Origin of the sequence: Streptomyces sp. NBC_00258, assembly GCF_036182465.1 — a bacterium.
In the GTDB taxonomy this organism is placed as follows: Bacteria; Actinomycetota; Actinomycetes; order Streptomycetales; family Streptomycetaceae; genus Streptomyces.
Genome location: NZ_CP108081.1, coordinates 8,288,120 through 8,306,116 on the forward strand (window position 1 = coordinate 8,288,120; position 17,997 = coordinate 8,306,116).

The following is a 17,997-nucleotide window of genomic DNA, read 5'->3' on the forward strand; positions in this document are numbered from 1 at the left end:
GGAGCCTCTTACCGGGCGCCGGAGAGTTCGGCCAGCACCGCGTCGGTGAAGGCGGGCCACACCTCGACGGCCCACGGCCCGAACGCCCGGTCCGTCAGCGCCACGCAGGCCGCCCCCGTGCCCTTCCCGCCCGCCCATCGGGCGTCCGGGTCGATCCACAGGAACGTGCCGGACTGGCCGAAGTGTCCGAAGGTCCGCGGCGAGGACGAACCGCCCGTCCAGTGGGGCGACTTGGAGTCCCGGATCTCGAAGCCGAGGCCCCAGTCGTTGGGGTTCTGGTGCCCGTACCCCGGCAGGACGCCCTTCGTCCCCGGGTACTGCACGGTCATCGCCTCGGCGACGGTCCGCGGGTCGAGCAGCCGTGGCGCCTGCACCTCGGCGGCGAACCGCACCAGATCGTCGACGGTCGAGACCCCGTCCTTCGCGGGCGAGCCGTCGAGGGCCGTCGACGTCATGCCGAGCGGTTCGAGGACCGCCTGCTTCAGATACTCACCGAAGGGAATCTCCGTTGCCTTGGCGATGTGATCCCCCAACTGCTCGAACCCGGCGTTGGAGTACAGCCGCCGCAGCCCAGGCGCCGCCGTCACCCGGTGCTCGTCGAACGCCAGCCCACTGGTGTGCGCGAGCAGATGCCGCACGGTCGACCCCTCGGGCCCGGCGGGCTCGTCCAGCTCGACGGCCCCCTCCTCGTACGCGACGAGGGCGGCATAGGCGGCGAGGGGCTTGGTGACAGAGGCAAGCGCGAACGGCTGGGTGACGGGGCCGCGGGTCCCGAGAACGACACCGTCCGACCGCACAACGGCGGCAGCCACGGTAGGAACGGGCCACTCTTCAATCAGCGCAAGACTCTCCAAAGACATGCCCAAGAGCCTACGGCCACGGTGATACCCCGGTTCAGGGCAGCGCCCCCTTAGGGGCGCGGGGAACTGCGCGACAAGCCCCCACCGGGCCCGCAGCTCAAAACCGAAGCCGCATCAAAGGATCAGGCGTACGCACAAACCCCATGGACGCATACAGCGGCGCAGCCTCCACCGAGGCGGTCAGATCGATCTGACCGACTCCCCGCTCCCTGAACCACGCCACCAACGCCTCCATACAGGCCCGCGCATACCCCCGCCGCCGCACCTCGGGATCGGTCGCCACACTGAACACGTAACCGATCCGCCCGTGCGGATTCCCGGCCCGCCCGATCCGGTACTCCACGGTCCCCGCGACAAGCGCCCCCAGCGCCCCCACCCGCTCGGGGTGATCGACGACGAAGGCCGCGAAACCCCCGTCGGGATCGGCCAGCCGCCCCCGTACGGTGGTCAGGGACTCGGCATGCCAGTCGGTGGAAGTGTCCGCCCCGGCCATGGAGTCGATCATCACCTGCCGCAGTCGGAGCAGTTCCTCGGCGTCCTCGGGCACGGCACGACGTACAAGACTCATGATCGGCACGGTAGCCACGGACCCAGGCCGATGTCGTCGGAATTTCATCCGAATCCGCTTGCTTGGAGTGCACTCCAAGGTTTTAGCGTTGAGGCCATGACGGTGATGGAGACCACGGACACCAGGAACGACACCTGTGCCGGCCCGCCGCACGCGGCCCGGCGTCCGGACGGCGAGGACCAGTACACGATCAGCGAGGTCGTCGCCTTCACCGGCCTGACGGCGCACACCCTCCGCTGGTACGAGCGGATCGGGCTGATGCCCCACATCGACCGCTCGCACACCGGCCAGCGCCGCTACAGCAACCGCGACCTCGACTGGCTCGACCTCGTCGGCAAGCTGCGGCTGACCGGGATGCCGGTCGCCGGGATGGTGCGGTACGCGGAGATGGTGCGCGAGGGCGATCACACGTACGCCGACCGCTTCGAGCTGCTCGAAGCCACCCGCCGGGACGTCCGGGCGCGGATCGCCGAGCTCCAGGACACCCTCGCGGTGCTCGACCGGAAGATCAATTTCTATGCGGACGCCGGGCGGGCCCTGGCGTCGGAGAGGTCCCGATGACGGACAGCAGGATCGCGAAGGCACAGCTCGGTACGGGCGGCCCCGAGGTAGGAGTGCAGGGCCTCGGCTGCATGGGCATGAGCTTCGCGTACGGCCCGACGGACGCCGAGGAGGCACGGGCCACGCTGGAGCGCGCGCTGGAACTGGGCGTGACGCTGTACGACACGGCGGACGCGTACGGCCAGGGGGAGAACGAGGAGTTCCTGTCGCCGTTCTTCCGGGCGCACCGCGACGAGGTCGTCATCGCGACCAAGTTCGCCATGACGATCCCGCCGGACGAGCCGACGAAGCGGATCATCCGCAACGACCGGCCGTACATCCGGCAGGCCGTGGAGGCGAGTCTCAAGCGGCTGGGCGTCGATGTGATCGACCTCTACTACATGCACCGCCGTGACGTGAACGTCCCCATCGAGGAGACCGTCGGCGCCATGGCCGAGCTGGTCCGCGAGGGCAAGGTCAAGCAGCTCGGCCTCAGCGAGGTCACGGGCGGCGAACTCCGTGCCGCGCAGGCGGTGCACCCGATCGCGGCCGTCCAGTCGGAGTGGTCGCTGTTCAGCAGGGACATCGAGGCGGGCGTGGTCCCGGCGGCCCGCGAACTGGGCGTGACCCTGGTGCCGTACTCCCCGCTCGGCCGGGGCTTCCTCACCGGCTCCTTCACGAACGCCGACACGGAGCTCACCGCCGGCGACTTCCGCCGCCAGCAGCCCCGCTTCACCGGCGACAACGCGGCGGCGAACGCGGCCCTCCTGGAGCCGATCCGGGCGGTGGCGAAGGCCCACGACGCCTCCGCGGGCCAGATCGCCCTGGCCTGGGTTCACCAGCAGGCGTCCGTCCACGACCTCCCGGTCATCCCCATCCCGGGCACCCGCAGGCGCACCCGGATCGAGGAGAACACGGCGGCATCACGCATCGTCCTGACGGAGGCCGACCTGGGCGTCCTGAACGCGATCGCTCCCCAGGTATCAGGCACCCGCTACGCAGACATGACGTTCGCGTCGGCGGGCCGCGAGTAGCCCGGCTCCTGAAGGAGGGGCGAGAGGCTGTGCCCCGTAAGGGGCGCGGGGAACTGCGCGACCAGCCACGACGGGCCCGCAGCCGACGGATTCCCCGCAGCCCCTCAAAGCTCGGCCAACAACTCGGCCTTCTTCACGGAGAACTCCTCATCCGTGACGAGTCCGGCCTCATGAAGCTCCCCAAGATGCCGGATCCGGTCGGCGATGTCGGCCGGATCCCGCCGCGCCCCTGCCCCCGTATCCGTCCCCGGACTTTCAGGCAGGGCCGAAGACCCACCCGTCCGAACCGCCGCAAGCACCGACGCCGCGAACGGCAACGACTCATGAACCGGCCCGTACCCCAGCCCGAAAACGACGGCGGCCGGATCCTGATCCGCCTGAGCCGGCTGCGAAACCCCCGCGTCACGGCGCAGCAGCCGCAGATGCCCCTCGAAGACCTCGGGCGAGCGCCACTCGACACCACACAGGTCGGCCACGGCGAAACTCTGGTCGCCGGCCTTCCACTTGGCGGAGGACGCCCCCGTCCAGAACCACCGGAAGTGCACGGACTTCCCGTCGAAGGAAGCCTTCCCGTCGTACGCCTTGAACTGCAGCGGCGTCTCGGGCGGCCGCACCAGGTACCGCTCGGCCGGACCCGGGTCATTGGTCGCGAGCAGCGCCCGCAGTTCGTCCGCGTAGTACTCGGCGAGCGTCTCCCGCTCGGCGGGCAGCACGAGGCGATAGGGGTCGGACCCCTCCTTGAGCTGTCCCGCCGCCGCCTCCATGAGCGGATCCGCTCCAGGTCTCGGCTCGGCGCGCAGGACGACCGTTCCGCGCTTGCCGGGCGTCAGCGTCACCGCCGCGATCGCGTCGAGCGGGATGCGGCGCTCACCGAGCGCCTGGAACAGCTTCGGCGTGCGGATCCCCCGTTCGAAGCGGATGAGCACGGAGTCCGACTCGAACTCCCAGGCGGCATGAAATCCGGCCAGTACGTCACCCATGCGGGCCATCGTATGCGGCATGCGCTTTGTAGTCCCCTCCCTGAGCAGACCGCACTTTCTTCGTTCTCTACGCGCGTCCGACTTCAGCCGTGTCGGACAAACCCTCCCGGCACACGTCATCCTCGCGGGCGCAGCGCACCGCGCGGTACGCGCCAATCCCGATCTCGGCGAAGTTCCGCAGGCTGTCGGTGCCGGGCACGAAATAGCCCGTGTGTCCCTGGGCGCCCCGAGCCGACAGCACCCGTGCGCCGAAGTCCGAGGACATCGGATCGGCCCCGTGACCGAGCCCGCCGACCTCCAGATGCGGTACGTCCTCGATCCAGTCGTCGGAGTCCCGTACGGCCCACACCCGTGCGGAGGTGTGCAGCTGCGCGGCCTTCTCGACCCGCATACCGGGGCTGCCCGCCACCGCTATGTCGGAGACCCGGGAGGGCAGCGAGTGCGCGGCGACGCCGCAGACGACGGAGCCGTAGCTGTGGCAGTACAGGGCCACGCCGGAGCGTCCGGGCAGGGCCCGGACGAGGGCGTTGAGCCGGACCGCGCCCTCCTCGGCGCGAATTCCGGTGGCCGCGTCCATGCCGAGCCCGCTGGGCGCCGTGTAGTCGGCCCAGGCGATGACGGCCGTACGAGTCTCGGGGCTCGCGGCCCGCTCGGCGCTGTGGAGCGACTTCGCCATGCCGACGGGCGCCGAGTACGTCCGGTTGGTGCGCTGGAAGGTCAGGAGGTTGGTGTCGACGCCGGGGACCACGACCGAGACCCGCTCGGCCTTGTCCAGGTCTCCGAAGACCTCCGCGACCCGGCCCGAACCATTCGGGTCGAAGGCGAGAACGCGGCGCTCGCCGCTCATCAGGTCCTCGTACCGATGCATCCGGCGGCCGGCCTCGTGCTGTCCGGTCGGTGAGAGCCGGTCGTCGTGCATGCGTTTGAGCTCGACCTTGCGCGCCTGGCCGAGGGCGATGTGGTTGGCGCGGTAGCGGAGCTGTACCGGCGCCCCGTTCATGTTGCCGACCGCCAGCGGATAGCGGGCGGCGAGCCGGGCCCGCTGCCGCGCGTCGAGCGAGGCGAAGAAGTGGGCCAGCCGGGCGGGCGTCGTCTCGTCCGGGTCGGGCAGCCGATGTCCGCCTATGTGACCGCGTTCCCAGGCGGACAGCGACGCCGCGAGCGGTGTGGTCGCTCCCCGGTGGTTGCGCACTGCTGTCCAGCCGGTGGTCGCGAGCATCACGAACACCACGGCCAGCGCGAGCAGCATGCGCCAGACGTTCAGTTGGGGGGTGGAGTCGAAGGAAGTCACTGAAAGGACACACTAGGAGAACGAGAGTGTCTCGCGTTAACCGAGTGAGACGGATCACGTTTCATGAGGGGTAATTGGGTAAAACCGGGCGCATATTGAGTCGTGCGGTCACCCTGTGTAGGTGCGTTACCTGCCCTGTCGTCGGCGGAGTTCGACCCTGTGTGCGCCTGTCGTCACTCAGTGTCCGTACGGTCGTTCCCGCCGCCCGTATGCCAGTTCTCCGCCAACGCGGGCCCCACCTGGTCGAGATACGAGGCGGTCAGCTCACGCATCGCCGCCACGCTGAAGTCCTCGCCCGCGCCCCAGAGCCGGCCCGTCAGTCGCATCACCCCGCCGAAAACGGCCATGGCCACGCGGGGTCGAGGGTCGGTGTCCACGTCGAGGCCCTCACGCTCAGCGATCACTCGCGCGAGTTCCTCCTCCAGCCCTTCCTGGCGGCGCAGGTGGGCGGCGAGCAGTGCGGGCGTCGACTCGATCAACTGGAAGGCGCGCATGTGCAGTTCGAGCGGGATGACGGCCTCGATGGCCTCACCGATGGTGTCCCAGCTCGCCATGACGGCCCGGCGCAGCGCCTCCAACGGGGCCTCGTCGGAAGGGCGTCCGCGCACCGCCTCGACGAAATGCGACTCGGCCATCTCCTGGACGGCGAAGGCGGCGTCCTCCTTGCCCGCGAAGTACCGGAAGAACGTGCGCTGCGAGACGTCGACGGCCTCGACGATCTCGTCGACGGTCGTCCGCTCGTACCCCTGGGTCGTGAACAGTTCCAGGGCGGCCCGCACCAGGGCGTCCCGGGTGCGTTGCTTCTTGAGCTCGCGCAGCCCCGGCCGTGACGCCGTGTCCATGGAACCTCTTCCCGTTCCCGTCTTCTGCTTCTGCGGGCCGATTCTGTCCCTCCGGCGCGCCGCAGGTGTCCGTTCCGCCCAGGTCAGCCTATCCGTGAGTGACGTGACAGTTACCGACTTGTGAATCGGTTTGTCAACTGTCAGTGGCTGTCATTAGCCTCGATGCATGACTAGTCAGACCACCGTCGACACGACCGGCCCGGCCGACAAGGCCCCGCCCGCCGCCTCCGGTCCCACCCCGGGCAAGGGGCTGCGCGGCCACCCTTGGTACACCCTGTTCACCGTGGCCGTGGGCGTGATGATGGTGGCCCTGGACGGCACCATCGTGGCCATCGCCAACCCGGCCATCCAGAAGGACCTGAACGCCAGCTTCGCGGACGTTCAGTGGATCACCAACGGCTACTTCCTCGCGCTCGCCGTCACGCTGATCACGGCCGGCAAGCTCGGCGACCGGTTCGGCCACCGGCAGACCTTCCTGATAGGCGTGGTCGGCTTCGCGGCGGCCTCGGGAGCCATCGGCCTCTCCGACAGCATCGCCTTCGTGGTCGTCTTCCGAGTGCTCCAGGGCCTGTTCGGCGCACTGCTGATGCCGGCCGCGCTCGGTCTGCTGCGCGCCACCTTCCCGGCCGAGAAGCTGAACATGGCGATCGGCATCTGGGGCATGGTCATCGGCGCCTCCACCGCCGGCGGCCCGATCCTCGGCGGTGTGCTCGTCGAGCACGTCAGCTGGCAGTCCGTCTTCTTCATCAACGTGCCGGTCGGCATCATCGCGGTCGTCCTCGGCGTGGTGATCCTCACCGACCACCGCGCGGAGAACGCGCCGCGCTCGTTCGACCTCCCCGGTATCGGCCTGCTGTCCGGCGCCATGTTCTGCCTGGTCTGGGCGCTCATCAAGGCTCCGGAGTGGGGCTGGGGCGACGCAATGACGTGGTCGTTCCTGGCCATCTCGGTGATCGGCTTCGGTCTGTTCGCGTACTGGGAGAACCGGGTCGCCGAGCCGCTCATCCCGCTCGGGCTCTTCCGCTCGGTGGCGCTGTCGGCCGGTGTGGTCCTGATGGTGCTCATGGCGATCGCCTTCATGGGCGGCCTGTTCTTCGTCACCTTCTACCTGCAGAACGTGCACGGGATGAGCCCGATCGACGCGGGTCTGCACCTGCTGCCGCTCACCGGCATGATGATCGTCGGATCGCCCCTGGCAGGCGCGATGATCACCAAGACGGGACCGCGCATACCGCTCGCGGGCGGCATGGCGCTCACGGCCATCGCCATGTTCGGTGTGTCGACGCTGGAGACGGACACGAGCAGCGGGCTCATGTCGATCTGGTTCGCGCTCCTCGGTCTCGGCCTCGCGCCGGTCATGGTCGGTGCCACGGAGGTCATCGTGGGCAACGCGCCGATGGAGCTCTCCGGTGTCGCCGGCGGTCTCCAGCAGGCCGCGATGCAGATCGGCGGCAGCCTCGGTACGGCGGTCCTGGGTGCCGTGATGGCCTCCAAGGTCGACGGCGACCTCGCGGGCAACTGGGCGGGCGCGGGCCTTCCGCAGCTCACCCCGGTCCAGCTCGACCAGGCCAAGGAGGCGGTCCAGGTCGGCGCAGCGCCGGTGGCACCGGGCACGCCGCCCGAGCTCGCCGAGAAGATCACGGGCGTCGCGCACGACACGTTCATCTCCGGCATGAGCCTGGCGAGCCTCGTCGCGGCCGGTGTCGCCTTCGTGGCGATCTTCGTCGCCTTCCTCACCAAGCGGGGCGCCAACGCGGAAGCGGGCGCGGGAGTCGGACACATCTAGTCCGCCCGTCGCTCACCTCTGCCGGTCATCTCCGGCCCGGCCCCGCCGAGTTCACTCGGCGGGGCTTTCGCCTATCAGGGTGACGCCGTTCCGTATGACTTTCATATCGGTCGTGTCGCAGGTCAGAGTGCTCTCAACTGATCCGTACGAAACGGGCAGTTCGGTGAGGCCGTGGCGTGCTGCCGGAGGGGGGCAGCGCGCCACGGAAGCCGGGGGAGAAAAAGTACGGGTCTGAACCGAAGGGACCGGGGTACCCGGCTTCCGAGCCCGAACCGGCCGGTATTCGGCCGGCTCAGAGGTCCAGGGAGTTGATGATGGCGGGCTTCGGTCACACCACGCGCAAGCACCCTCGCTCACGTCGCCGTACGGGGTCACGGAGCGGGCCGGACCGCGCAACGCTCGGAATCATCGGAGTCATCTGCGCGGTCGCCGGTTTCTTCGTGCTGGGGATCATCCTCGGCCCACTGGCGATCGTCTGTGGATGGCTGGCCATGGGACGCCGCTGGAACGGCGCCCGCCCACTGCCGGCGCTGGTCGCGCTGGTACTGGGCGCGATAGACACGATCCTGGCGATCGTATGGATGGCCGGCACGGCAGGCCCCGGCAACGGGATGTTCTAGCCGACAGTGTGGGCATGGTCCCCCGCGTCCCCTTTTCAGGGGCGTGGGGGACCATGCTGTGGATAGTCGACTGCGGGTCGCGTGTTGCCGATCGCGCAGTTGCCCGCGCCCCTAGAAGAAAGGGGGCGCGGGCAACCGCAGGCTTTGGCCCTCAAGGGGCGCGGGGAACTGCGTGACCAGCCCCCACGCCCCCGCAGACAACAATCGCACCCGGCGCGGAGCGCTACGCGTCCCCACCCGCGGCACCCGGATCCGCGGCAGCCGCATCCAGCAACTGATAACGGTCGATCGCCTGCTTCAGCACGGACCGGTCGACCTTGCCCTCGCGCGCGAGTTCCGTCAGCACCCCCACCACGATCGACTGCGCGTCGATGTGGAAGAACCGCCGGGCAGCCCCCCGGGTATCGGCGAAGCCGAACCCGTCGGCACCCAGCGACTGGTAGGTCCCCGGCACCCAGCGGGCGATCTGGTCCGGAACCGACCGCATCCAGTCGGAGACGGCCACGAACGGCCCCTGCGCCCCGGACAGCTTCCGCGTCACATAGGGGACCCGCTGCTCCTCCTCGGGGTGCAGCAGGTTGTGCCGCTCCACCTCGACGGCCTCGCGCCGCAACTCGTTCCAGGAGGTCGCCGACCAGACGTCGGCCCGTACGTTCCACTCCTCGGCGAGGATCCGCTGGGCCTCGACGGCCCACGGCACGGCGACACCGGACGCCATGATCTGCGCCGGGATGGAGCCCGAAGTGCCTTCCGCGAAGCGGTGGATGCCCTTCAGGATGCCGTCGACATCCACGCCCTCCGGCTCGGCGGGATGCTGGATCGGCTCGTTGTAGACGGTGAGGTAGTAGAAGACGTCCTCGCCGTGCGGGTGCTCGTCGGACGAGCCGTACATCCGCCGCAGCCCGTCCTTCACGATGTGCGCGATCTCGAACCCGTAGGCCGGGTCGTACGCGACACAGCCCGGGTTCGTCGAGGCGAGCAACTGCGAGTGCCCGTCCGCGTGTTGCAGACCCTCACCGGTCAGAGTCGTACGACCGGCGGTCGCGCCCAGTACGAAGCCGCGCGACAACTGGTCGGCCATCTGCCAGAACTGGTCGCCGGTGCGCTGGAAACCGAACATCGAGTAGAAGACGTACACCGGGATGAGCGGCTCGCCGTGCGTCGCGTACGCCGAGCCGGCCGCGATCAGCGAGGCCGTGCAGCCCGCCTCTGAGATGCCGTCGTGCAGCATCTGCCCGGTCGGCGACTCCTTGTACGCGAGGAGCAGGTCCCGGTCCACGGCCTCGTACTGCTGGCCGAGCGGGTTGTAGATCTTCGCACTCGGGAAGAACGAGTCCATGCCGAACGTGCGGTACTCGTCGGGCGCGATCAGCACGAACCGCTTGCCGATCTCCTTGTCCCGCATGAGGTCCTTGAGCAGCCGTACGAACGCCATGGTGGTGGCGATCGACTGCTGACCCGAACCCTTCTTCACACTCGCGTACGTCTTGTCCTCGGGCAGTGCGAGCGGCTTCGACCGCACGACGCGCGTCGGGACGTACCCGCCGAGCCCCTTGCGGCGGTCGTGCATGTACTGGATCTCCTCCGAGTTCCGGCCCGGGTGGTAGTACGGCGGCGCGCCGGACTCCAGCTCCTGGTCGGAGATCGGCAGGTGCAGCCGGTCGCGGAAGCCCTTGAGGTCGGCGACCGTCAGCTTCTTCATCTGGTGCGTGGCGTTGCGGCCCTCGAAGTTCGGGCCGAGCGTCCAGCCCTTGACCGTCTGCGCGAGGATCACGGTCGGCTGGCCGGAGTGCGCCTTGGCCGCCGCGTAGGCCGCGTAGACCTTCTTGTGGTCGTGGCCGCCACGGCCCAGGTGCAGGATCTGGTCGTCGGTCATGTTCTCGACCATCGCCCGCAGCCGGTGGTCGTGACCGAAGAAGTGATCGCGGATGTACGCGCCCGTCTCGGTGGCGTACGTCTGGAACTGTCCGTCGGGCGTGGTGTTCAGCTGGTTGACGAGCACGCCGTCGCGGTCCTGCGCGAGCAGCGGGTCCCAACTGCGGTCCCAGACCAGCTTGATGACGTTCCAGCCGGCGCCGCGGAACTGCGACTCCAGCTCCTGGATGATCTTGCCGTTGCCGCGCACCGGCCCGTCGAGGCGCTGGAGGTTGCAGTTGACGACGAAGGTGAGGTTGTCCAGGCCCTCGCGCGCGGCGATGGACAGCTGGCCGAGCGACTCCGGCTCGTCCATCTCGCCGTCACCGAGAAACGCCCAAACGTGGGACTTGGAGGTGTCCGCGATACCGCGCGCCTCCATGTAGCGGTTCATTCGCGCCTGGAAGATCGCGCCGAGCGGACCGAGGCCCATCGAGACCGTCGGGAACTCCCAGAAGTCCGGCATCGACCGCGGGTGCGGGTACGACGACAGGCCGTTGGGCGCCTTGGACTTCTCCTGGCGGAACGCGTCGAGCTGCTGCTCGCTCAGCCGGTCCAGCATGAACGCGCGGGCGTAGATGCCGGGGGAGGCGTGCCCCTGGAAGAAGATCTGGTCGCCGCCGTCGCCCTCGTCCTTGCCGCGGAAGAAGTGGTTGAAGCCCACGTCGTAGAGGGAGGCGGAGGACGCGAAGGTGGCGATGTGGCCGCCGACGCCGATCCCGGGGCGCTGGGCCCTGGACACCATCACGGCCGCGTTCCAGCGGGTCGCGTTCAGGATCTTGCGCTCGATCTCCTCGTTGCCGGGGAAGAACGGCTCGTCCTTGGTGGCGATGGTGTTGACGTAGTCCGTGCTGCGCATCTCCGGCACGGCCACGCGCTTCTCGCGGGCCCGCTCGATCAGCCGCAGCATGAGATAGCGGGCCCGCTCCCGGCCCCGCTGGTCGACGGCGGCGTCGAGGGAGTCGAGCCACTCCTGGGTCTCTTCTGGATCGAAGTCAGGGACCTGACTCGGAAGGCCGCCAATGATGATCGGGTTGCGATCGGGTCCGGAAGCCACGCTGTTCCTTCGCTCTCAGGGGGCCGCTTTTTCTCGGTTTTTCCCGGTTTTTTCTTGGGAGGTCTCTCTGGTTACCTGGGTCTCTGCACCGTTCCCCATCGTGTACCTCGGGGGCGGAAACGTCATCTCTACCGAGAGGTAACCGAGACGTTCGTCCCGTCCCCCCAAGGGCGGGCCCGGCAAATCGCAACGATACGCCCGACCCGTGACGCGTACCGCAAAGCCATTCGAGTCCCGTACCCTCGTAGGGTTCGTAAATCCGCAAATGGGGCAGATCGGTGTGGTGTGCATCACCTATGGCCAGGATTCTCTGCCTGGAGTTGCGGCGACACGGTCGGGATCGTCACCGTTTCGGCGGTCCCGACGGCCGGGTACTTGCGCGATCCGCCCCGCCCGTGTGGACTACGGCCAATGCTTCGCGCACGCGCGTGGCTTGAACTTCCCCAAGCTCCAGGCTTCGCCCGAGCAGGGGGAGACCCCATTACCGAACATGATCAGGAGGCAACCCGTGAGCGCGACCGCGGACCACGCGGAGGAGCGGACGAGCCTGGCCACCAGGCTGGGATTCCAGCCCGAGCAGGTGGTCCAGGAGATCGGCTTCGACGACGACGTCGACCAGGAGCTCCGCGAGGCCATTGAAGAAGTCATCGGCAGCGAGCTCATGGACGAGGAGTACGACGACGTCGCCGACGCCGTAGTGCTCTGGTTCCGTGACGACGACGGCGACCTGACGGACGCGCTGGTGGATGCCACCACGTACGTCGAAGAGGGCGGCGCCGTCCTGCTGCTGACGCCGAAGACCGGCCGAGACGGGTATGTGGAGCCCAGCGACATCGCGGAAGCCGCGACGACCGCGGGTCTGTCCCAGACCAAGAGCATCAGCGTGGGGAAGGACTGGAGCGGGACCCGGCTGGCTACGCCGAAGGCGGCCAAGTCAAAGCGGTGACGCTCCGCTGAGTTGGGCGGGGGTTCAGGGGTTGGCACCCCTGGGCCCCCGTTTTTCGTCCCTCGTACCTCGGCTTTCGTCGTCGGCTGCGGGTTCGTTGTGGCTGGTCGCGCAGTTCCCCGCGCCCCTGAGGACTCAGCCTCTCCGGCGTTTGAGGAGCGGGGGCTCGGGGGCGGAGCCCTCGAAAAGGGACGGGAATGGGTAGGGGCGGCGGGGGCGAAAAGGGGTCTCTGCGTAGGGTGGGTGCCCCGAACGGCCCATGGAAGGGATGCAGGACCATGACGATCGAGGTCGGCGACAAGGCCCCGGACTTCGAGCTGAAGGACAACCACGGCGCCACCGTGAGGCTCTCGGACTTCCGCGGCGCGAAGAACGTCGTGCTGCTCTTCTACCCCTTCGCCTTCACCGGCGTCTGCACGGGCGAACTGTGCGCCCTGCGGGACAACCTGCCGAAGTTCTCCGACCGCGACACCCAGCTGCTCGCCGTCTCAAACGACTCCATCCACACCCTGCGCGTCTTCGCCGAGCAGGAGGGCCTGGACTACCCGCTGCTGTCCGACTTCTGGCCGCACGGCGAGGTCTCGCGCGCGTACGGGGTCTTCGCCGAGGACAAGGGCTGCGCGGTGCGCGGCACCTTCGTCATCGACAAGGAGGGCATCGTCCGCTGGACCGTCGTCAACGCCCTGCCCGACGCCCGTGACCTGAACGAGTACGTGACGGCGCTCGACAGCCTGTGATCCCGGCGTGATCCCGGCATGATCCCCGCTCCGTGACCGGCCTGTGATGCCGACACTCTGGGATTCTTCACGCCCAGGGCCTGCGGCGGTGGGGAACCCCTCACTAGGATCGACACGTTGATCCGATACCAACGCACTACGGGGCGCACCGCCCCTGGACACCAATGGGAGGACTCGTGGGAGTCAGCCTCAGCAAGGGCGGCAACGTATCGCTGTCGAAGGAGGCCCCGGGACTGACCGCGGTCATCATCGGTCTGGGGTGGGACATCCGCACCACCACCGGTACCGACTTCGACCTGGACGCCAGCGCCATCCTGACGAACGCGGAGGGCAAGGTCAGCAGTGACGCCAACTTCGTGTTCTTCAACAACCTGAAGAGCCCCGACGGCTCGGTCGAGCACACCGGTGACAACACCACCGGTGAGGGCGAGGGCGACGACGAGCAGATCAAGGTCAACCTCGCCGGCGTCCCGGCCGACATCGAGAAGATCGTCTTCCCGGTCTCGATCTACGACGCCGAGAACCGCCAGCAGTCGTTCGGCCAGGTGCGCAACGCGTTCATCCGCGTCGTGAACCAGGCCGGCGAGGCGGAGATCGCCCGGTACGACCTTTCCGAGGACGCCTCCACGGAGACCGCGATGGTCTTCGGCGAGCTGTACCGACACGGCGCGGAGTGGAAGTTCCGTGCCATCGGTCAGGGGTATGCCTCAGGTCTGCGCGGCATCGCGCAGGACTTCGGCGTCAACGTCTGAGCCACCCCGGGGCCGTCGTCCGGCCCCGGGCAGCTTCAACCGCTTCACCTTTTTTCCGTCCGGCGTCGCACACTCCTAGTGCGGCGCCGGACGTGCTCGACAACCCAATGGCTTGACCGGGGAGGACAAGGATCATGGGCGTCACGCTCGCCAAGGGGGGCAATGTCTCCCTCTCCAAGGCCGCACCGAACCTCACACAGGTGATGATCGGGCTCGGCTGGGACGCACGCTCGACCACCGGAGCAGACTTCGACCTCGATGCCAGCGCGCTGCTGTGCAACTCGGGGCGGGTGCTCGGTGACGAGTGGTTCATCTTCTACAACCAGCTCAAGAGCCCCGACGGCTCGGTCGAGCACACCGGGGACAACCTCACGGGTGAGGGCGACGGCGACGACGAGTCACTCCTGATCGACCTCTCCAAGGTGCCCGCCAACGTCGACAAGATCGTCTTTCCCGTCTCGATCCACGACGCCGACAACCGGGGCCAGACCTTCGGTCAGGTCAGCAACGCCTTCATCCGGGTCGTCAACCAGGCCGACGGCCAGGAGCTCGCCCGCTACGACCTCTCCGAGGACGCCTCCACGGAGACCGCGATGATCTTCGGCGAGGTCTACCGCTACGGCGCCGAATGGAAGTTCCGCGCGGTGGGACAGGGGTACGCGTCCGGTCTGCGGGGCATCGCCCTGGACTTCGGGGTCAACGTCTCGTAGGGCCGCCGGGTCCGGGGAGGTGCCCCCGGTGACCGAAGGAGAGGCCACCGCCCGCCGTGCACCGAAAGCAGTGTGGCGGGTGGGGCCGAAGGCGCGTCACTGGCGTCCGCACCCTCTGGACCTGCGACTCTCCAGGTGGGGTGGCCCGGCCCTCTCGTCCGAGGGGTCGTCCCTCTAGACTTTGTGGTCAATGTTTCGTAAAGCCGGGTACGGCGGGGGGAAACCCCCTCCGGACTTCGTCCGGGGGTAGCCCCCCAACTCATGATTGGGTAGCCAGTGGTTCTGAAAACCTTCGGCTGGTCGTTCGCGGTCACCGCGCTCGGCTTGGTCGCAGCGGTGCTGATCGACGGATGGACCGCGTTCGGGATCGTGCTGATCCTGTCGATCCTCGAGATCTCGCTGTCGTTCGACAACGCGGTGGTCAACGCCGGAATCCTGAAGAAGATGAGTGCCTTCTGGCAGAAGATCTTCCTCACCATCGGCATCCTGATCGCCGTCTTCGGCATGCGGCTCGTATTCCCCGTCGTGATCGTCGCGATCAGTGCCTCGCTCGGACCCATCGAGGCGGTCGACCTGGCACTGAACGACGCCGACCGCTACCAGGAACTGGTCACCGACGCCCACCCGTCGATCGCGGCCTTCGGTGGCATGTTCCTGCTGATGATCTTCCTCGACTTCATCTTCGAGGACCGTGACATCAAGTGGCTCGGCTGGCTGGAGCGCCCGCTCGCCAAGCTCGGCAAGGTCGACATGCTCTCGGCCTGCATCGCGCTCATCATCCTGCTGATCACCGCGCTGTACCTCGCCCCGAAGGCCCACCTGCACGCCGGATCCGCCGACAAGGCGGAGACGGTGCTGCTCTCCGGCGTCGCCGGACTCATCACCTACCTGGTCGTCGGTGGACTCTCCGGCTTCTTCGAGAACCGTCTCGAGGAAGCGGAGGAGCGTGAGCACGAGGCCGAGGAGGAGGCCCAGCGCGAGGGCAAGAAGGTCTCCGCAGGGGCGCTCGTCGGCAAGGCCGCCTTCTTCATGTTCCTGTACCTCGAGGTCCTGGACGCGTCGTTCTCCTTCGACGGCGTCATCGGCGCCTTCGCCATCACGAACGACATCATCCTGATGGCCCTCGGCCTCGGCATCGGCGCCATGTACGTCCGGTCGCTCACGGTCTACCTGGTCCGCCAGGGCACCCTCGACGACTACGTCTACCTGGAGCACGGCGCGCACTACGCGATCGGCGCCCTCGCCGGCATCCTGCTCATCACGATCCGCTTCGAGGTCAACGAGATCGTCACCGGCCTCATCGGTGTCGTCCTGATCGCCTGGTCCTTCTGGTCCTCCGTGCGCCGCAACCGAGCAATCGCGGCCGCAGAGGGAAAAGCTGAGGCCTCGGACGACAAGGCTGAGATCTCGTCCGGGGTGTGACACCGCTCCGAGTGAGGAACGCTCTGTGAGGGGCGGCCGTCGAGGGATTCCTCGCGGCCGCCCCGGCGCATTCGTCGAGGTGAACAGGGAAGCGTGGGGGCGGGAATGAGCTTCTGGGAAGGCTTGTGGCGCGGACGGTCGACAGACTTCGACTCGGGCAGCGCGGCGACCAACGCCATCGAACTGACCAAACGGAACCACACCATCTCGCTCACCAAACAGGGCGCCGCCACCGGCAACCTCCGCATCAACCTGTCCTGGCGGATGCGCACCTCCGACATAGGCGGGTCCCAGCGGGAGAGCCTGCTGCGCCACCCCTTCAAGGCGTTCAAGCCGGACGTGGTGCAGGCACACACCCAGAGCATGGTCAACGTCGACCTCGACCTGGGCTGCATGTACGAGCTCGCGGACGGCACCAAGGGAGTCGTCCAGCCACTGGGCGGCTTCCTTGGCGAGCTCAACGGGGCGCCGTACGTGAAACTCAGCGGTGACGACCGCTTCGGCTCCGGCTCGGGCGAGACGATCTTCGTCAACCTCGACCACCGCGAGCAGATAAAACGGCTCCTGGTCTTCGTCTACATCTACGACCAGACCCCCGCCTTCGACCGTACGCACGCGATCGTGACGCTCTTCCCGAGCAACGGCCCCCGGATCGAGATCGGCCTCGACGAGAGGCACTCCCAGGCCAGGTCCTGCGCGGTGGTCATGATCGAGAACATCAAGAACGAACTGGTGGTGCGGCGCGAGGTGAAGTTCGTGTACGGCTTCCAGGCCGAGCTCGACCGGCTCTACGGCTGGGGACTCCAGTGGGGTCGCGGCTACAAGACGAAAGCCGACCGCTGACCACCGTTGCCACTGGGCTCAGCCGGGGCGCCCAAGAGCTCGACGGGGAAGGTTCGGCGGCGGCGGGCTTGTTGTGGCTTGTCGCGCAGTTCCCCGCGCCCCTTGGGGGCGGGGGCGCTGCCGCCCTATCGGCCGATGAACTGAGGGCCCTGCGGGGGCAACCGGAAGTCCGGGTCCGGGAGGGGAGCCACCGGCTGGGGGTAGCCGTAGCCGGACTGGGCGGTTGCCGGGGCGGGCTGGGCCGGGGCCGTCTGCGGGTAGCCGTAGGCGGGCTGGCTGGTGGGCTGTGGGTAGCCGTACGCGGGCTGGACGGCGGGCGGCTGCTGCCGGGTGGGCTCCGGACCCGCGGCGGCCGGTGGATAGCCGTACGACGGCTGCTGGGGCATCGGGGGCAGCTGCGTGGGCTGCTCAGGCGGCAGCGGCTGCGCACCGGCGGGCGGGCCGGGCAGCGCGGACGCCGACTGGTCCCCGCCCTCGGACTCGTCCACCGAGATGCCGTAGTCCGACGCCAGACCCTGCAGGCCGTTCGAATAGCCCTCGCCGAGCGCCCGGAACTTCCAGCCCTCGCCACGCCGGTACAGTTCGCCGCAGACCAGGGCGGTCTCCTCGCCGGTCTGTGGCTTGATGTCGAAGTACGCCACCGGCTCGGCGTCCCCGAGCACCGCGTCGTACAGCAGGATCCGCAGGGAGCTGACCCGGTCGAAGGTGACGCCGTCGGCCGAAGCGACAAGGAGAATTCGTCCCACTCCATTGTCAACGCCGACGAGATCCGACTGAATCGTGTCGGTGAGCCCCTCGGCGAGACCCTCGTTCACGCGCTTCTTGCCGAGTCGCCAGACCTTGCCCGAAGGATGCCGGGGCTGGTTGTAGAAGACGAAGTCCTCGTCGGACCGCACACGACCGTCGGGGCCGAGGAGCAGCGCGGAGGCATCCACGTCCGGGACACCCCGTCCCGGCGTCCAGCGCAGCACGGCGCGCACCGCAGTGGCGTCCAGCGGGACGTTCGACCCCTTCAGCATCGCGTGCGTCATGCGGTCATCCTGCCTTCTCGGTCCTGGTCACGACAACGCGGGGGTGACTTCCCGACCGGCCCGA

Annotated in this window: 17 protein-coding genes; 10 read left to right on the forward strand and 7 right to left on the reverse strand. The window is 68.3% G+C overall.

All coding sequences use genetic code 11. The annotated features are described in order from the left end of the window. Positions 1-8 precede the first annotated feature (8 nt). Both OG718_RS36955 and OG718_RS36960 read right to left on the reverse strand, forming a co-directional pair. Positions 9-860 carry a serine hydrolase domain-containing protein gene (locus OG718_RS36955; RefSeq protein WP_328846251.1) on the reverse strand — a complete coding sequence of 284 codons (852 nt, stop codon included), beginning with the start codon at positions 858-860 and terminating at the stop codon, positions 9-11. 97 nt (positions 861-957) lie between these two features. Continuing rightward, complete coding sequence (locus OG718_RS36960) at positions 958-1,428, reverse strand: GNAT family N-acetyltransferase (protein ID WP_143631641.1); 471 nt, start codon at positions 1,426-1,428, stop codon at positions 958-960. Between the two features lie 96 nt (positions 1,429-1,524). Here OG718_RS36960 and OG718_RS36965 point away from each other — a divergent pair, with 96 nt between their 5' ends. Together OG718_RS36965 and OG718_RS36970 are read left to right on the forward strand one after the other, a co-directional pair. Then, the gene (locus OG718_RS36965) at positions 1,525-1,989 is read left to right on the forward strand and encodes a MerR family transcriptional regulator (protein ID WP_143631637.1); all 465 of its coding nucleotides are present in this window, start codon (positions 1,525-1,527) and stop codon (positions 1,987-1,989) included. Next, positions 1,986-3,002: an aldo/keto reductase gene (locus tag OG718_RS36970; RefSeq protein WP_143631635.1), complete on the forward strand. Its 1,017-nt coding sequence runs from the start codon at positions 1,986-1,988 to the stop codon at positions 3,000-3,002. The genes OG718_RS36965 and OG718_RS36970 overlap by 4 nt, the downstream gene beginning before the upstream one ends. 104 nt (positions 3,003-3,106) lie before the next feature. On the opposite strand, the gene OG718_RS36975 is transcribed toward OG718_RS36970, so the two are convergent. The 3 genes from OG718_RS36975 to OG718_RS36985 all read right to left on the reverse strand — a co-directional run bounded on the left by OG718_RS36975 (position 3,107) and on the right by OG718_RS36985 (position 6,115). Further along, positions 3,107-3,991, reverse strand: coding sequence for a DUF4429 domain-containing protein (locus tag OG718_RS36975; protein WP_143632845.1), 885 nt, complete (start codon positions 3,989-3,991; stop codon positions 3,107-3,109). 58 nt (positions 3,992-4,049) lie between these two features. After that, positions 4,050-5,273, reverse strand: a complete 1,224-nt coding sequence (locus OG718_RS36980; protein ID WP_328846252.1) for an alpha/beta hydrolase — start codon at positions 5,271-5,273, stop codon at positions 4,050-4,052. 173 nt (positions 5,274-5,446) lie between these two features. Further along, positions 5,447-6,115, reverse strand: coding sequence for a TetR family transcriptional regulator (locus OG718_RS36985; protein WP_306940297.1), 669 nt, complete (start codon positions 6,113-6,115; stop codon positions 5,447-5,449). Between the two features lie 166 nt (positions 6,116-6,281). Between OG718_RS36985 and OG718_RS36990 the strand changes: the two genes are divergently transcribed. Further along, the gene (locus OG718_RS36990) at positions 6,282-7,901 is read left to right on the forward strand and encodes an MFS transporter (protein WP_143631628.1); all 1,620 of its coding nucleotides are present in this window, start codon (positions 6,282-6,284) and stop codon (positions 7,899-7,901) included. Between the two features lie 311 nt (positions 7,902-8,212). Continuing rightward, positions 8,213-8,521 (forward strand): small hydrophobic protein, encoded by a 309-nt coding sequence (locus OG718_RS36995; protein WP_143631626.1) that lies wholly within the window; start codon positions 8,213-8,215, stop codon positions 8,519-8,521. 223 nt (positions 8,522-8,744) lie between these two features. On the opposite strand, the gene aceE is transcribed toward OG718_RS36995, so the two are convergent. Further along, complete coding sequence (gene aceE / locus OG718_RS37000) at positions 8,745-11,492, reverse strand: pyruvate dehydrogenase (acetyl-transferring), homodimeric type (protein WP_143631622.1); 2,748 nt, start codon at positions 11,490-11,492, stop codon at positions 8,745-8,747. A gap of 508 nt (positions 11,493-12,000) precedes the next feature. Between aceE and OG718_RS37005 the strand changes: the two genes are divergently transcribed. The 6 genes from OG718_RS37005 to OG718_RS37030 all read left to right on the forward strand — a co-directional run bounded on the left by OG718_RS37005 (position 12,001) and on the right by OG718_RS37030 (position 16,902). Next, complete coding sequence (locus OG718_RS37005; protein ID WP_055611766.1) at positions 12,001-12,438, forward strand: DUF3052 domain-containing protein; 438 nt, start codon at positions 12,001-12,003, stop codon at positions 12,436-12,438. 278 nt (positions 12,439-12,716) lie between these two features. Then, entirely contained in the window at positions 12,717-13,175 is a 459-nt protein-coding gene (locus OG718_RS37010) for a peroxiredoxin (protein WP_143631619.1), read from the forward strand. Between the two features lie 176 nt (positions 13,176-13,351). Continuing rightward, the gene (locus OG718_RS37015; protein ID WP_055617911.1) at positions 13,352-13,927 is read left to right on the forward strand and encodes a TerD family protein; all 576 of its coding nucleotides are present in this window, start codon (positions 13,352-13,354) and stop codon (positions 13,925-13,927) included. A gap of 134 nt (positions 13,928-14,061) precedes the next feature. Next, the gene (locus tag OG718_RS37020; RefSeq protein ID WP_055617906.1) at positions 14,062-14,637 is read left to right on the forward strand and encodes a TerD family protein; all 576 of its coding nucleotides are present in this window, start codon (positions 14,062-14,064) and stop codon (positions 14,635-14,637) included. Positions 14,638-14,913: 276 nt separating this feature from the next. After that, positions 14,914-16,059 (forward strand): DUF475 domain-containing protein, encoded by a 1,146-nt coding sequence (locus OG718_RS37025; RefSeq protein ID WP_143631616.1) that lies wholly within the window; start codon positions 14,914-14,916, stop codon positions 16,057-16,059. Positions 16,060-16,164: 105 nt separating this feature from the next. Continuing rightward, positions 16,165-16,902 carry a TerD family protein gene (locus OG718_RS37030; protein WP_143631613.1) on the forward strand — a complete coding sequence of 246 codons (738 nt, stop codon included), beginning with the start codon at positions 16,165-16,167 and terminating at the stop codon, positions 16,900-16,902. A gap of 125 nt (positions 16,903-17,027) precedes the next feature. On the opposite strand, the gene OG718_RS37035 is transcribed toward OG718_RS37030, so the two are convergent. Further along, positions 17,028-17,933 carry a TerD family protein gene (locus OG718_RS37035; RefSeq protein WP_143631611.1) on the reverse strand — a complete coding sequence of 302 codons (906 nt, stop codon included), beginning with the start codon at positions 17,931-17,933 and terminating at the stop codon, positions 17,028-17,030. Between the last annotated feature and the right edge of the window lie 64 nt (positions 17,934-17,997).

Bases quoted from the DNA above. Each gene is read 5' to 3' on its own strand.
- OG718_RS36975 (WP_143632845.1), bottom strand. From the start codon at position 3,991: ATGGCCCGCATGGGTGACGTACTGGCCGGATTTCATGCCGCCTGGGAG.
- OG718_RS37035 (WP_143631611.1), bottom strand. From the start codon at position 17,933: ATGACGCACGCGATGCTGAAGGGGTCGAACGTCCCGCTGGACGCCACT.
- OG718_RS37030 (WP_143631613.1), top strand. From the start codon at position 16,165: ATGAGCTTCTGGGAAGGCTTGTGGCGCGGACGGTCGACAGACTTCGAC.
- OG718_RS37010 (WP_143631619.1), top strand. From the start codon at position 12,717: ATGACGATCGAGGTCGGCGACAAGGCCCCGGACTTCGAGCTGAAGGAC.
- OG718_RS36955 (WP_328846251.1), bottom strand. From the start codon at position 860: ATGTCTTTGGAGAGTCTTGCGCTGATTGAAGAGTGGCCCGTTCCTACC.
- OG718_RS37020 (WP_055617906.1), top strand. From the start codon at position 14,062: ATGGGCGTCACGCTCGCCAAGGGGGGCAATGTCTCCCTCTCCAAGGCC.
- OG718_RS36990 (WP_143631628.1), top strand. From the start codon at position 6,282: ATGACTAGTCAGACCACCGTCGACACGACCGGCCCGGCCGACAAGGCC.
- OG718_RS36970 (WP_143631635.1), top strand. From the start codon at position 1,986: ATGACGGACAGCAGGATCGCGAAGGCACAGCTCGGTACGGGCGGCCCC.
- OG718_RS36965 (WP_143631637.1), top strand. From the start codon at position 1,525: ATGACGGTGATGGAGACCACGGACACCAGGAACGACACCTGTGCCGGC.
- OG718_RS36985 (WP_306940297.1), bottom strand. From the start codon at position 6,115: ATGGACACGGCGTCACGGCCGGGGCTGCGCGAGCTCAAGAAGCAACGC.
- OG718_RS36960 (WP_143631641.1), bottom strand. From the start codon at position 1,428: ATGAGTCTTGTACGTCGTGCCGTGCCCGAGGACGCCGAGGAACTGCTC.
- OG718_RS36995 (WP_143631626.1), top strand. From the start codon at position 8,213: ATGATGGCGGGCTTCGGTCACACCACGCGCAAGCACCCTCGCTCACGT.